A 13,638-nucleotide genomic window follows, 5' to 3' on the forward strand; every position below is an offset into this window, starting at 1 on the left:
TAAGTAGACTATGGGGGTTAGTACGCTGAATATTATAAAGATTGGTGGTAATGTAATAGATAATGAGCAGGATCTGAATGATTTTTTAGAAAAATTCTCTGCGTTATCCGGAAAAAAAATATTAGTACACGGTGGTGGAAAGATCGCTACAAGATTAGCAGCAGATTTAGGTATTGAAGCTAATCTGATTGATGGCAGAAGAGTGACTGACGCTGAAATGCTGAAAATCGTTACAATGGTTTATGCAGGTCTTACGAATAAGTCCATTGTCTCTAAACTGCAGAATTTGAATTGTGACGCATTGGGACTTAGTGGTGCTGACGGAGATACGATCCGCACGATGAAACGCCCTGTCAAAGACATTGATTATGGATTTGTGGGCGATATCATGCACGATTCGATCAATACAGCTTCTATAAAGAAAGTACTGGAAGCGGGGTTTGTGCCCGTTTTCTCCGCAATCACACACAATGGTGTCGGGCAGTTGCTGAATACCAATGCGGATACCATTGCATCCGCTTTGGCCGTTGCATTGGCAGATTTGTATGAGACTTCACTCATTTATTGTTTTGAAAAAAATGGCGTATTACGCGATGTGACAGATGAAAACTCTGTTTTTGAACGTATAAATGCTAAGGATTTTGAACAACTTAAAAAAGAAGGCGTTATTCATACCGGAATGATCCCTAAATTGCAGAATGCGTTTGATGCTATCCGTAAAGGTGTAAAGCATGTATACGTTGGCAATGCAAATAATCTGCATCTGTTTCAGCAGAGTCATTTCGGGACTTGTCTGGTCGCTAAATAAGAAAAAATCAACCTACAACCATGAGTAAAATAACAATTATCGGAACAGGAAATATCGGGCTTTCCCTTGCAAAGGGACTCGTTAAATCAGGCGCTTATCCGGCTTCTGATATTACTTTGACGAGAAGATCGTTGTCCGCACTGGATAAGGAAAAACAGGAAGGATTCGGAGTGAGTGATAATAATGCTGCAGCTGTTGAAGCAGCAGATATCGTAGTTCTTGCCGTCCTGCCTCAGCAACTCAGGAAAGTGATGGAGGAGCTCGAACCGACTATTGGTGCTCACCAGCTTATAGTTTCTGTCGTATCAGGTGTTTCCTGTGCAGATGTGAAAGCAATATTAGGCAGTACTATACCTGTGGTACGTGCTATGCCCAATACAGCTATAGCTATCGGACAGTCTATGACTTGTATTGCCACCGATAATGCCAGCGAACAACAGTTGGAGCAGGTACAGCAACTCTTCGAAACAGTAGGTGCTGTTGTTGTTATCAATGAAGATCTGATGACCTCTGCCACAGCTTTGTGCGCATGTGGTATTGCGTTTTTCCTGCGTAGTATACGTGCCGCATCTCAGGGAGGTGTAGAAATAGGATTTCATGCACATGACGCATTAAAAATGGCAATTCAGACAGCCAAAGGTGCTGCTGATCTTTTATTGCAGACACAAAATCACCCCGAAAGTGAGATAGATAAAGTAACCAGTCCTAAAGGCTGTACAATAGCCGGATTGAACGAGATGGAACACAACGGATTCAGTTCTGCTTTTATAAAAGGAATAAAGCTTTCTGCTGCTAAAGCAGGAGGATTATATAATGAGTGATATGCTGACGCTGATCGATAACAGTATTAATCTGCTGCAGGAGCTGATTCGAATTCCGTCTTTAAGTAGGGAAGAGGCTGATACAGCAGATCATATTCAACGCTATTTAGAGTCATATGCTGTAAAAACGCACCGGAAGGGAAATAATATCTGGGCATATAACCGCTTTTACGATGCTGCTAAGCCCACTATTTTACTGAATTCACACCATGATACGGTAAAACCGAATCCCGGATATTCCAGAGATCCTTTTCAGGCTGAGATTGTTGATGATAAGCTGTTTGGTCTGGGAAGTAATGATGCAGGAGGGTGTTTGGTGTCATTGATCGCTGTATTCCTTCATTATCATGAGCAAAAAGATCTCAGATACAATTTTTGTCTTGCTGCGACTGCAGAAGAAGAAATCTCAGGACTCAACGGAATATCTGCTATTATGGACGATTTGGGGAGGCTGGAGTTTGCAATAGTTGGAGAACCTACACTTATGGATCTTGCTATTACCGAAAAAGGTTTAATGGTGCTGGATTGCGAGGCACATGGTGTAGCCGGACATGCTGCAAGAGAAGAAGGTGTAAATGCTATTTACGAAGCTATGCCGGATATGGAATGGTTCAAAACCTTCCGTTTCCCGAAAGAATCGGACAGTCTGGGGCCTGTTAAGATGTCAGTTACCCAGATTAATGCCGGTTCTCAACATAATGTAGTGCCCTCAACTTGTTCTTTTGTGGTTGATGTGCGGACTACGGATGCTTACAGTAATGAGGAGACGCTGGCTATTATTCAGCAACATGTAAAATCATCTGTCAAAGCAAGATCTACACGTCTTACATCTTCTTTTATTCCTAAAGATCATCCGGTTGTGAAAGCTGGTATAGCATTGGGACGTAATACATACGGATCTCCGACGATGAGCGATCAGGCATTATTGCGTATACCTTCTTTAAAACTTGGACCCGGAGACTCTGCCCGTTCGCACATGGCAGACGAATATATTTATGTATATGAAATAGAGCAGGGTATTCCCCTCTATATACAGATATTAGATCAAATCGTACATTAAAAAAATAGCGCCACTAATACTAATGGCGCTATTTTAATATATCCCTTTTACTTAGATCAGACTGATCTGTCTTTTAATGCTCTCCTCAAGAGAGATAATAGTCTCTGTACGCTGAATACCTTTTACAGATTGAATATCCTCATTCAGAACCTTACGCAAGTGACCGGTATCACGGCAGATAATTTTTGCAAAGATACTGTATTGACCTGTACAATAATGTAATTCAACTACTTCTTTGATTTTTTTCAATTGTTCTACAGCATCGGCATATTGAGATCCTTTATCCAGATAAATACCTAAAAATGCAGTGATATCAAAACCTACTTTTTGAGGATTGATAATCAGATTAGAACCACGGATGATTCCAAGTTCTTCCATTTTTTTCATACGAACGTGTATGGTACCGCCCGAAACAATTAATTTTTTAGCTATTTCAGTGTACGGAATCGAAGCGTCTTCCATTAATATGGACAAGATCTGGATGTCTAGTGTATCTAAATCGTAGTTGGAATAATTATTTTCCATAAATCCTGTGTTTGTGTTTAAAATATGTCTTTGTTAAGATCTTTTTATATATGACAGGATGAAAGTCTGTAGATTTCTCCGGCTTTCATCACAATTAAATTGTAAGTTTTTCATTCAAAAATATCCTGGTCTATATGTGGTTAGTACTATAGGTGATTGTTTTTAAGTCCCTTTCAACTATAGCGTATTCTTCTTTCAATTCTTTTATTTGATATTCTTGATAATTTTACAAAAATAATAAGATTTTTGGTTATTGAGGTATTAATTTCATAATTAATATGTCATTAGTTTAAAAAAATTACTAGTCATCCAAGTCTATTAAATCAGTATATTTATAAAAAATACAGGCATGGAATACGATGACGTAAAGATTTCACGGAAGAAGCCGATATTTCCGGTAGGATCCGGACTGCATAAATATCTGAAAATGTATCAGCGGGATGGTAAATTGCCTATCGCCTACAAAGATTTATTAACGTTTACAGAAACTGTTCCGGTAATGGATAAGTATGGAAATGATACATTTTGGGAAACACCCCTGTATCCACCTTACTTACAGGACCAGTTGTATGAAGGACTGAAAATAATCTATGCACAGCTCAAGGCTTCCGGAAATACCCGGATAGTTCAGCACAAGTATATAGATCGTATAGAATACTGTGCATTTGGAAATACAAGACCTTTCCGTATTCGTATTGTCAATAGATTGAACGATGTATACGATTACTTCTATATTAAGCAGGCGGACGCTTCGCGCATCTATGGATTGGAATTAGAGGAAATTTTGTCTCCCAATCAGGTCAATTATCTGGTCGATCATGAAACACTGGTCGAAGAGCATATAGTGGGTATTCCCGGGGATGTATTTACTAAATCCCGAATGTATTCCCCGGATTACAATATGACCCGGATTGCCAAGGAATTTGTAAAGTTTAATGAACGGTGTATTATTACCTTACTCGGAGATATGAGAGCTTACAATTTTGTGATGCAGATTACACCGGATTTTGATGATTTTCAGTTCAGGATACGGGCAATAGATTTTGATCAGCAGTTTTATGAAGGCAATCCTAAAGTATATATGCCCCAGTTCTTTAAAGAAAATTTCCCGTATGTAAAGATCTGTATGGATTATCTCAATGACCGTACCGTATCTCAGTATCAGCAGGAAGAGCGATCATCTATTGTGCACAGGGTGAGAAGTGAGCGTCATCGTATCGCAGACCTTCGTGATGCTTCAAAGACACAGCAGCTTTCATCTGTAGAAAATATCAACCGTCTGAAAGAAGGTTATGCCGAATTTCACGATAATACGCAGTATCTCAAATGTAAATCTATGACGGATATTATAGAACTGAATGTAAAGAATGTGATCCGGCAGGTGCAGTTATAGAATTACTTGACCCGTTTTTCGTTGTCCTTTATAAAAGCTTCCCATCCGCTGTAACTTTTTGATGTCCCGGAAGAAGATGTATTTTGTTGGAAAGAGTGGCAGACTGCAACAGCCAGGCCATCTGTGGCATCCAGAAATTCGGGTGTTTCATTGAAGCTCAGTAGTGTTTTTAGCATGGCCGCAACCTGTTCTTTTGTTGCATTACCGTTACCGGTCACAGACTGCTTTATCTTTCGGGGAGAATATTCGAAGATCGGAATATCATGATTGAGTGCTGCAGCCATAGCTACCCCCTGAGCGCGGCCCAGCTTGAGCATAACCTGAATATTTTTACCATAAAAGGGCGCTTCAAGGGCTACACAATCGGGCTTATATTCTTCGATAAGAGCAGAAGTCTTTTTAAAGATACGTTGCAGTTTCAAGGCGTGATCATCAAGATGTCCCATTTTTATAACACCCAGAGAAATAAGGGATATTTTTTTGCCGGTTTCCTTTACCAGTCCATAGCCTAATACCACAGTTCCCGGATCAATTCCCAGAATAATACGTTCTTTAGCCTTTTCCTTTTGCATGCTGGTACAATATTACGTTTTTCTTTTGTGAATTAACTTAACGGGATGTCATTAAAAATTAGTAAAATTGTGCCATTCGCAACAAACTATTTTGACAAATAATACCCGGAAATATCTCAATTTAATTATCAAAATTGCTGTTCTGCTATTAGCGGGCTGGTATATTTATTCCAAAGTCAGTAGTCAGCATAATCTTCATGAGTTTAAGCTACTGATGAAAGGTCTGGACAGAAATCTGGTTACCGGAGTATTGGTTGCTGTTGTTGTACTCATGTTCTGTAACTGGTTTCTGGAGATAGTAAAATGGAAATTTATCAGCCGTCGTATTGAACATCTGAGTTGGTGGCGGGCAACTGAGGCCGTTTTCTGTGGTCTTACATGGGCTATTTTTACACCAAACCGAATAGGGGAATATGGTGGGCGGGTGATGTATTTAAAAGCTGAAAACCGTGCATCCGGTGCTGTTGCAATGGGAGTCGGACATTTTGCCCAGCTTGTACTTACCAGTATATTCGGAGCGCTGAGTATTGCCTGGTTTATGACTACATTTCTTTCCTTTCAGCCTGGTATGAAGATTCTGATATGGATAGCAGGAATAGTATATGCCACTCTATTTCTCCTAATTTTCTTCAATGTACATTGGGTGGACAGACTGGTTCGCAGAATTAAGTTTCTGAAAAAAATACAACCTTTTTTTTCCGTGCTTGAAGACTATAACAGACGCGAACTTTCTGTTATTCTTGGGCTGTCATTATCACGGTTTATTATCTTCACTTCACAATATATCATCCTGATGGAAGTTATTCTTCCTGATTTGCCATTTTTATCAATGGTTTTGATGATTTTTATCTTGTTTTTTATACAATCTGCCGTACCTTCGCTTGATTTATTTGATTTTAGTGTCCGGAGTTTTGTTGCCAGTAATTTATATAGTTATATTACTACACAGGAGATTGCTGTTATGGCTATCGTATCCTGTATCTGGTTTGTCAACCTGATTTTACCGGCGATTCTGGGTTCAGTTTTTGCAATAAAAGTTAATTATTTAAGTGATAACAAGTCTTAGTGTTTTTCTCATTATAATGACCATCGTGTATGTAGCTTTAGTGCTGTATATGCGTAATGGATGGGCTTCTATTTCTACGTTTGTGCCTTCGGATAGCACTCCTTCGACAACTGTTTCAGTATTGATTGCAGCACGCAATGAAGAAAAAGTCATTGAGCGTACCATCAATTGCTTATTGAATCAGGATTATCCTAAGGAACTGTTGGAAATCATTGTTATCGATGATCATTCTACAGATCGTACAGCTGATATTGTGAGGCTGTATGCTGTTAAAGGTGTGAAATTACTACAGATGAATGAAAGTGATAAACTGAATTCATATAAGAAAAAAGCTATTTCTAATGCTATTGATATTGCACAGGGTGAAATTATTGTCACTACGGATGCCGACTGTCGAATGGGACGTTACTGGTTGTCTACTGTGATTGGTTTTTTTGAAGAATATGATTCCTATATGGTTTCATCACCGGTTGTGTATTCGGAAGAAAAGAATCCGTTTGAAGAAGCACAAACTCTGGAATTTCTGTATCTGATCGGATTAGGGGCTGCAGGCATAGGCAATGGTCATCCAACGACCTGCAATGGCGCAAATCTGGCCTATAGAAGAGATGTGTTCTATGAAATGGATGGTTTCAAGGGTATTGATGATCTGGCATCAGGAGACGATGAACTGCTACTGCATAAAGTTGCTGAAAAATATGCTGATAAAATAGGATTCTGTAAATCGCCTTCAGCTATCGTATATACAGATGCTAAACCTAATATGGCATCTTTCATCAGTCAGCGTAAGCGCTGGGCTTCCAAAAGCACACGCTATAAAAACAAAAGTGTGATTGTATTGGGGGTGAGTATCTGGCTGTTCAATCTGGCTATGATCCTGAGTGGATTACTCGCATTTCTGTTCCCGTCAACCTTAGGTGCATTGATCTTTGCCGTTATTGTAATTAAGTTTGCTGTCGAATTATACTTTATGAGACCTTTATGCGAATTTGCCAATCGTACAGATCTCTTAAAATATTTACCTATACTCACTGTAGGACATATTATATACCTGGTATATATCGGTATCGCCGGTAATATAGGTAAATATGACTGGAAGGGTCGGATCGTTAAATAAGATATTAACTTCCTTTCACCTTAGCCCGAATTGCTAGTTCAGCTTCTTTTACGATCTCTTCAGCAGTTCTTCCGGCTGGTTCGATCGGCTGGAGAATTTCCCAGGACATTTTTGTGAAAGGATTCAGCGGAAACATACCATACTTTACCATCTCAAAAGAACCATTGATTGCAATAGGTACAACCAGAGCAGTAGGGTTTTTCTTTAATATGGTCGCAATACCTCCTACAGAGAACTCTTTCATTTTTCCGGTTTTGGTACGTGTACCTTCCGGGAAAATAAACACTGACCAGTTTTTGGTCTTCATATTGTTGGCTAATTTCAGAATTTCACTGATGGATTGCTTAGAATCTTTTCTGTCTATATTAGCAGCACCTCCATATTTAAGGTTGTAGGAGATACTTGGGATATTAGCCTTTGCAAGTTCAATCTTCGAAATAAACTTAGCATGGTATTTACGAAGGAAGAAAATCATCGGAGGAATATCGAACGGACTTTGGTGATTGGCAACAAAGATAATAGGCTGACCTGTAGGGATATGATGCTCGTTAATAAACTTTACAGGATTGAATAGTAGAAAATTGTCACTCAATAATGTGAAATTCAAAAGATCTACACTTCGTTTGTGCGCACTATATCCGCCTAATTTCAGACATAGCCATTGGATGGGGTGAAAAATAACCAGCTCCAGGGCAAAAAATAAGTAAAATATAGGGGAAAGAATATATCCAAGAACTTTTCTCATTTGTGGTGTGTATTTAATGCTGCAAACTTAGATAAACTTGCTTTTATATGCAATTATAATATAGGGCAAGTATACGCAAGTTACTGCGGTAAAATTCAATTCCCAATATTAAAGTATGAATGACAAAAGATAATGCAATAGCTGTAATGTTGAATTTTTGTTCATATAAATTCATGTATAGTTTTTAATTATTTATATGTATTTTAATATTATTAATATTTTAATAAATAAAGTTTATATTTGTATCAATAATTATTGATACAAAAGACAATTTAGTGTTACCTGAGTTGTTTGAGAAGACCGATTAGTGATTTCCGAACTATATAGTTATGATTTAAGAAAAATAGAATGAAAAGAATACCTACTACTTGTCCCAGTTGTGATGCCAAGCTTAAAGTATCCAAGCTAGTTTGTGATGCGTGTGAAACGGAAGTTGTCGGCAAATTTTCGCTTCCTGTTCTTATGCATCTTACGGTTGAGGAGCAGGAATTTGTACTGGGATTTCTGTATAACTCCGGCAGTTTGAAAGATATGGCCAGAGACCTGGGAAAGAGTTATCCTACCGTACGTAATATGTTAGATGATCTGATTCAAAAAATAAAAAGTTTAGGATATGAGCAGTAAGTTTAACGAAGTGCAATCTTTTTCGCAATGGTGGCTGTGGATATCTCTGTTAGCTTTGTTTATCCCTATATATAGTACCGGTGCATCCCTGTCTTTTTCGCAAAATTGGTACAAGATGCTCCTGGAAATTTTGACTTATGTACCATTCTATATCTGGTTAGCCGTGGTTGTGTTTTTCGCAATGATTATGTTGCGGACAGAAATTAGTGATAATGGTGTGTATGTAGATTTTAAACCATTCTTATGGAATAAAACCTACAGGTTTGAAGATATACGCTCTTACAAAGTCGTAAAATATTCCATTTTTGATTATGGAGGGTGGGGTATGCGAATTTCATCATCTGGAGTAGCGTATACTACAAAAGGTAAATATGGGCTTAAACTTACCTTGAAGAATGGAAAGCAGATCTTGATTGGGACACAGCGCCCGGAAGAGCTAAGCAAAATTATGGATGAATTTATAAAATCTAAAAAAGCAGATGAGAGCAGGTAAACTATTACTTAAACCTTTTGATGATTTTTCTGAAAGATCATTATTTATTACAGGTATCCTTTTTTACTTTTTGGGAAGTCTGTTGGCCTATTTTTACCACATTAAGTATAATGGCTTTATTAACATACGACTTGGTGAAAGCACAGCATTTTACTTTCCGTTTATCAATAATTTAGTTAATACAGTGCTTCCTGCAGTGATATTGTTTTTGTTTGCGAAAATAATATATGCAAAAACAAGGTTTATTGACGTCCTCAATACAGTTTTGATAGCAAGAATAGTTATTTATCTGACATCAGTTCTTGTTGTACTGGATAAATCCAAATCTGCTACCGAAAAGATTACCAGAGCGGTTGAAGCCGGAGATATAAAGCTGGAAACAGTTTCCAAATTAGATCTGTTTGTCGTCATTTTTATTGGCATACTTTCGTTGTTAATAATGATTTATTATTTCTACATACTTATTCAAGGTATGAAAGTTGCAATGAATAATAAAAAGATAATTATCAATGGAGCTATTGTGATTATTTTTTTAATAGCTGATTTGATAGCACAGTTTTATTTTCCGTATTTCTAATGAATATTATTAAGTATATATATACTCTTTTCTTTATTTCGATTTTATCTGTAGCTTTTGGGCAGAATATCATAGGTACCTGGAAGGGTACTCTAAATGCTTCCGGACAGGAAATTCCTTTGGTATTTCATATTAACCAAAGCAATGGGAAATTTTCCGGAAAAATGGATAGCCCCCGACAAGGTGCAATAGGCTTGCCGCTCAGTGAAGTGTCATTCGGCAAGAACCAGGTTACCTTTAAGATGGCTTCTGCCGGAATCGTATTTCAGGGTGAGCTCACTAAAAATATAATCACGGGATTGTTTCAGCAGGGCGGAGGTAATATTCCGCTGCGTTTGACTAGAAGTCTGGATACCGTTACCGTGATAAAGCGTCCGCAGGAGCCGGAAGGTCCATTCCCGTACAAAGAGGAAAATGTGACCTTTGAAAATCCTGTATCCAAAGTAACATTGGCGGGTACATTAACGCTGCCGGCAAAGGGTCGGAATTTTCCGGCGGTTGTCCTGGTGACAGGAAGCGGGCCGCAGAACCGTGACAGTGAATTGTTTGGACATAAGCCTTTTAAGCTGATTGCTGACTATTTAACCCGAAGAGGATTTGCAGTATTGCGTTATGATGACAGAGGAGTAGGAGCATCTACAGGATCATTTGGTACAGCTACAACGCGAGACTTTGCAAATGATGCCCTTGCAGCAATCAATTTCCTCAGAATACGTACAGATATCAATATCCGGAAGATAGGAGTCATAGGACATAGTGAAGGAGGCATGATCGCACCTTTATTAGCATCTGAAGATAAAGATATTGCATTCATAGCTATGCTTGCAGGACCTGCTATCGCTATAGATTCATTAATGATCTTGCAGAATTATGCGATTGGAAAAGCCTACGGTATGTCTGAAGATAAGCTGCAACAAGCAAAGGAGCTCAATAATCGGGTATATAAAGTTTTGAAAAGTAACCTTTCGGATGAAGAGGTGAAGAAGCAACTGGCGGATGTTGCGGCCAATGATAAAGAGCTTTCTGAATTCACATCCAAATGGTTTCGGTATTTTATCCGTTTTGATCCTGTTCCCGTATTGAAAGCGGTCAAATGTCCTATATTCGCAGTATATGGAGGAAAAGATTTGCAGGTTCCGGCTGAGCAGAATCTCAATTCGGTTTATAAAATTTCAGAAGCCAATAGACATAAGATGGATTTCATAAAAATGTATCCTAACCTTAACCATCTTTTTCAACACGCACATACAGGATTAATAAATGAATACGGGGAACTGGAAGAAACATTCAGTGAGGATGTTCTTAAAGACCTTTTTTCCTGGTTAAAACAGGTTACGAAGTAGATTCCCGCATAATTGATGACTGTATTATTGATGTGACACATAGGTAAATTACATCTTTTTACTACAACGTTGTATATGTGTCTTAAGATAAAGTAACCAAGTTTTTCATCCATAACATGTAAATCCCCATACAGCGGGTTAGCCGGCATTATTTTCGAATAGATGTTGCGATGATTATATTTGTTAGTCAAGAATATGGCTCGATTGAATAGAATGAGCCATATGAGAAAAACCTAATGAAATATATATACTGATATTAAAAATGATAAAGCTGAAACATTTCTATTGCCTACTCTTGCTGACGATTTTTTCACAAACCACTTTTGCCCGGGAGGTTATTCCGTTTAATAAAGAGTGGTCATTCAAGAAGGGACCTTTTACAACAGATCCGCTACAATATGCTGATATATTCACAGGAAAATGGCAAGCTGTTTCCGTACCTCATACCTGGAATGCTGTAGATATGCAGACTGTGAAAGACAAGTTTTATACTGGAGATGCCTATTACAGAAAAGCATTTAAAGCTGATGCTTCCTGGAAAGGCAAGCGTGTATTTATCCGTTTTGAAGGTGTTAATACCAACACGGAAGTATATCTCAATACTGCTCCTGTTTCATTCTCAACAGAGAAGAATGATGTCGTTTACAATAATTCGACTGTAAATGGTAAATACAATATTGTAGGCAGACATAACGGAGGGTATTCCGCATTTACGTTAGAACTGACGGATATGTTGAAATATGGACAGGAAAACGAAATATTAGTCAAAGTAAATAATGAAGCACGTCCGGATGTTATTCCGGTTAATCATACCTTGTTTCCTATGTACGGCGGTATCTACAGACCGGTTGCATTGATCGTTACGGAAAAGGTCAATATAGCGGTCAATGACTTCGCATCTCCGGGGATCTACATACGACAGGAGAATGTTTCGAAAAAATCTGCCGATGTAGAGGTAAAGGTGAAGCTGGAAAACAAAAATCATGATGCCCAGAAAGTAGAAGTGGTGACAACTGTATTTGAAAAAAATGGTACGGTTAAAGTCAAAGAAACAACTCCTTACACTGTATTGCCGCAGGGCAGACAGCAGGTATTACAACATATTGCAATCAGGAATCCACATCTATGGCAGGGTCTGGAAGATCCTTATCTTTATAAACTGGTAACTCAGGTCGTACAGGGAGGTAAAGTTGTGGATGAGGTGATCCAACCATTAGGTTTGCGACATTTTGAACTAAAGGCTGGAGACGGAATGTACCTTAACGGGATTAAGACTCCGATGTATGGTGTGACGCGTCATCAGGATCACTGGGGCAAAGGATCTGCATTATCCAATGCTGACCACGATAAGGATCTCGCTATTATTAAGGAGATTGGTGCTACCACTATTCGTCTCGCACATTATCAGCAATCTGAATACTTTTACGCCAAATGCGATAGCATCGGCTTTATTATCTGGGCGGAGATACCTTTTGTCAATCGCGTAACTACTCAGGAAGAGAACAATGCAAAGCAGCAACTGACAGAATTGATTCGTCAGAATTTTAATCACCCTTCCATTTACGTTTGGGGACTGCACAATGAGGTATACAGCCCGCAGGCTTATACAATCGAACTTACTACTAAGTTAAATGATCTGGCAAAAACAGAGGATCCGGATCGTTATTCTGTTCAGGTAAGCGGATACAATGTCATTGATCATCCTGTTAACAATAATGCAGATATACAGGGTATCAACCATTATTTTGGATGGTATAATGGTAAAATACAGGATGTGGAGCAATGGGCAGATAAGATTACGAAGGATTTTGCCGGATATAAAATTATTTTTTCAGAGTATGGAGCTGAAGCGAATCCAAAACATCAGCAGGAAGCCGTAGGAGATATTGGTAATCAATGGTCTAATCCAGCCTTTTTCCCGGAAGAATTTTCAACCAAATTTCATGAGATTCATTGGGGTGTAATAGCTAAACATCCCGTATTTGTGGCCTCATATCTGTGGAATACGTTTGATTTTGCTACACCCATTACTTTTCAGGTAGAGCCACGTAACTATAAAGGAATGGTAACTTTTGACAGAGCATTGAAGAAAGATCCGTTTTACTGGTATAAAGCCAATTGGAGTAAAGAGCCGGTACTTTATCTGACACAGCGCAGAGTCGTGGAAAGAGGGAATCAGATTACTCCTGTTACAGTATATTCTAATGTCGGAAATCCGCAACTGTTTGTCAATGGAGAGGAAGTTAAAACCTTCCGAAAGGGATATACAGATGTTCACTATATTTTTGAACAGGTAAAATTAAAAGAAGGTGAAAATATTGTAGAAGTGAAGGGACAAAAAGACGGTAAAACTTTTGAGGATAAAATAACATGGCATTATGCAAAAGATAATGCTAAATCTTCGGAAAAGGATGGTCCGAAATCAAATAAATCAGAGCATATCGGTCTCTGATATACTATAAAACAAAAGCCAGACAATTACGTCTGGCTTTTG

General features: G+C 38.4%; 14 protein-coding genes. 11 read left to right on the forward strand and 3 right to left on the reverse strand.

The features are described from left to right. Positions 1-10: 10 nt before the first annotated feature. The 3 genes from argB to B4B65_RS03135 are packed head-to-tail and all read left to right on the forward strand — an operon-like array spanning position 11 to position 2,689. Positions 11-808 (forward strand): acetylglutamate kinase, encoded by a 798-nt coding sequence (gene argB / locus B4B65_RS03125; protein WP_201681436.1) that lies wholly within the window; start codon positions 11-13, stop codon positions 806-808. Positions 809-828: 20 nt separating this feature from the next. Continuing rightward, on the forward strand, positions 829-1,629 hold the full coding sequence (gene proC / locus B4B65_RS03130; RefSeq protein ID WP_201681437.1) for a pyrroline-5-carboxylate reductase: 801 nt from the start codon (positions 829-831) through the stop codon (positions 1,627-1,629). Beyond that, a complete protein-coding gene (locus B4B65_RS03135) occupies positions 1,622-2,689 on the forward strand; it encodes a M20 family metallo-hydrolase (RefSeq protein WP_293913260.1) in 1,068 nt (355 codons plus the stop codon). The genes proC and B4B65_RS03135 overlap by 8 nt, the downstream gene beginning before the upstream one ends. A 51-nt stretch (positions 2,690-2,740) precedes the next feature. Here the strand turns inward: B4B65_RS03135 and B4B65_RS03140 are convergent, their stop codons facing one another. Next, positions 2,741-3,214: an Lrp/AsnC ligand binding domain-containing protein gene (locus tag B4B65_RS03140; RefSeq protein ID WP_002997421.1), complete on the reverse strand. Its 474-nt coding sequence runs from the start codon at positions 3,212-3,214 to the stop codon at positions 2,741-2,743. Positions 3,215-3,563: 349 nt separating this feature from the next. On the opposite strand from B4B65_RS03140, the gene B4B65_RS03145 reads away from it, so the two are divergent. Beyond that, the gene (locus B4B65_RS03145; RefSeq protein WP_201681439.1) at positions 3,564-4,607 is read left to right on the forward strand and encodes a hypothetical protein; all 1,044 of its coding nucleotides are present in this window, start codon (positions 3,564-3,566) and stop codon (positions 4,605-4,607) included. A gap of 2 nt (positions 4,608-4,609) precedes the next feature. On the opposite strand, the gene ruvC is transcribed toward B4B65_RS03145, so the two are convergent. Further along, positions 4,610-5,179 carry a crossover junction endodeoxyribonuclease RuvC gene (ruvC, locus tag B4B65_RS03150; RefSeq protein ID WP_002997414.1) on the reverse strand — a complete coding sequence of 190 codons (570 nt, stop codon included), beginning with the start codon at positions 5,177-5,179 and terminating at the stop codon, positions 4,610-4,612. Between the two features lie 91 nt (positions 5,180-5,270). Here ruvC and B4B65_RS03155 point away from each other — a divergent pair, with 91 nt between their 5' ends. Together B4B65_RS03155 and B4B65_RS03160 are read left to right on the forward strand one after the other, a co-directional pair. Continuing rightward, entirely contained in the window at positions 5,271-6,245 is a 975-nt protein-coding gene (locus tag B4B65_RS03155) for a lysylphosphatidylglycerol synthase domain-containing protein (protein WP_293913264.1), read from the forward strand. A 16-nt stretch (positions 6,246-6,261) separates the two neighbouring features. Further along, positions 6,262-7,362 carry a glycosyltransferase family 2 protein gene (locus tag B4B65_RS03160; RefSeq protein WP_293913266.1) on the forward strand — a complete coding sequence of 367 codons (1,101 nt, stop codon included), beginning with the start codon at positions 6,262-6,264 and terminating at the stop codon, positions 7,360-7,362. A 4-nt stretch (positions 7,363-7,366) separates the two neighbouring features. Here B4B65_RS03160 and B4B65_RS03165 read toward each other — a convergent pair whose 3' ends face one another. After that, positions 7,367-8,107: a lysophospholipid acyltransferase family protein gene (locus B4B65_RS03165; protein WP_293913268.1), complete on the reverse strand. Its 741-nt coding sequence runs from the start codon at positions 8,105-8,107 to the stop codon at positions 7,367-7,369. A 348-nt stretch (positions 8,108-8,455) separates the two neighbouring features. Between B4B65_RS03165 and B4B65_RS03170 the strand changes: the two genes are divergently transcribed. The 5 genes from B4B65_RS03170 (at position 8,456) to B4B65_RS03190 (ending at position 13,596) form a co-directional block, all read left to right on the forward strand. Continuing rightward, positions 8,456-8,731: a DUF2089 family protein gene (locus B4B65_RS03170; RefSeq protein ID WP_201681443.1), complete on the forward strand. Its 276-nt coding sequence runs from the start codon at positions 8,456-8,458 to the stop codon at positions 8,729-8,731. Further along, positions 8,721-9,224: a hypothetical protein gene (locus B4B65_RS03175; protein WP_201681444.1), complete on the forward strand. Its 504-nt coding sequence runs from the start codon at positions 8,721-8,723 to the stop codon at positions 9,222-9,224. The genes B4B65_RS03170 and B4B65_RS03175 overlap by 11 nt, the downstream gene beginning before the upstream one ends. Further along, positions 9,211-9,801 (forward strand): hypothetical protein, encoded by a 591-nt coding sequence (locus B4B65_RS03180; protein WP_293913270.1) that lies wholly within the window; start codon positions 9,211-9,213, stop codon positions 9,799-9,801. The genes B4B65_RS03175 and B4B65_RS03180 overlap by 14 nt, the downstream gene beginning before the upstream one ends. Continuing rightward, entirely contained in the window at positions 9,801-11,144 is a 1,344-nt protein-coding gene (locus tag B4B65_RS03185) for an alpha/beta hydrolase family protein (RefSeq protein ID WP_293913272.1), read from the forward strand. The genes B4B65_RS03180 and B4B65_RS03185 overlap by 1 nt, the downstream gene beginning before the upstream one ends. A gap of 262 nt (positions 11,145-11,406) precedes the next feature. Then, positions 11,407-13,596 carry a glycoside hydrolase family 2 protein gene (locus B4B65_RS03190; protein ID WP_293913274.1) on the forward strand — a complete coding sequence of 730 codons (2,190 nt, stop codon included), beginning with the start codon at positions 11,407-11,409 and terminating at the stop codon, positions 13,594-13,596. The last annotated feature ends 42 nt before the right edge of the window (positions 13,597-13,638 follow it).

The organism is Sphingobacterium sp. UBA5789 (assembly GCF_002418355.1).
Taxonomy (GTDB): domain Bacteria; phylum Bacteroidota; class Bacteroidia; order Sphingobacteriales; family Sphingobacteriaceae; genus Sphingobacterium.

Bases quoted from the DNA above. Each gene is read 5' to 3' on its own strand.
- argB (WP_201681436.1), top strand. From the start codon at position 11: ATGGGGGTTAGTACGCTGAATATTATAAAGATTGGTGGTAATGTAATA.
- proC (WP_201681437.1), top strand. From the start codon at position 829: ATGAGTAAAATAACAATTATCGGAACAGGAAATATCGGGCTTTCCCTT.
- B4B65_RS03135 (WP_293913260.1), top strand. From the start codon at position 1,622: ATGAGTGATATGCTGACGCTGATCGATAACAGTATTAATCTGCTGCAG.
- B4B65_RS03140 (WP_002997421.1), bottom strand. From the start codon at position 3,214: ATGGAAAATAATTATTCCAACTACGATTTAGATACACTAGACATCCAG.
- B4B65_RS03145 (WP_201681439.1), top strand. From the start codon at position 3,564: ATGGAATACGATGACGTAAAGATTTCACGGAAGAAGCCGATATTTCCG.
- ruvC (WP_002997414.1), bottom strand. From the start codon at position 5,179: ATGCAAAAGGAAAAGGCTAAAGAACGTATTATTCTGGGAATTGATCCG.
- B4B65_RS03160 (WP_293913266.1), top strand. From the start codon at position 6,262: ATGACCATCGTGTATGTAGCTTTAGTGCTGTATATGCGTAATGGATGG.
- B4B65_RS03165 (WP_293913268.1), bottom strand. From the start codon at position 8,107: ATGAGAAAAGTTCTTGGATATATTCTTTCCCCTATATTTTACTTATTT.
- B4B65_RS03170 (WP_201681443.1), top strand. From the start codon at position 8,456: ATGAAAAGAATACCTACTACTTGTCCCAGTTGTGATGCCAAGCTTAAA.
- B4B65_RS03175 (WP_201681444.1), top strand. From the start codon at position 8,721: ATGAGCAGTAAGTTTAACGAAGTGCAATCTTTTTCGCAATGGTGGCTG.
- B4B65_RS03180 (WP_293913270.1), top strand. From the start codon at position 9,211: ATGAGAGCAGGTAAACTATTACTTAAACCTTTTGATGATTTTTCTGAA.
- B4B65_RS03185 (WP_293913272.1), top strand. From the start codon at position 9,801: ATGAATATTATTAAGTATATATATACTCTTTTCTTTATTTCGATTTTA.
- B4B65_RS03190 (WP_293913274.1), top strand. From the start codon at position 11,407: ATGATAAAGCTGAAACATTTCTATTGCCTACTCTTGCTGACGATTTTT.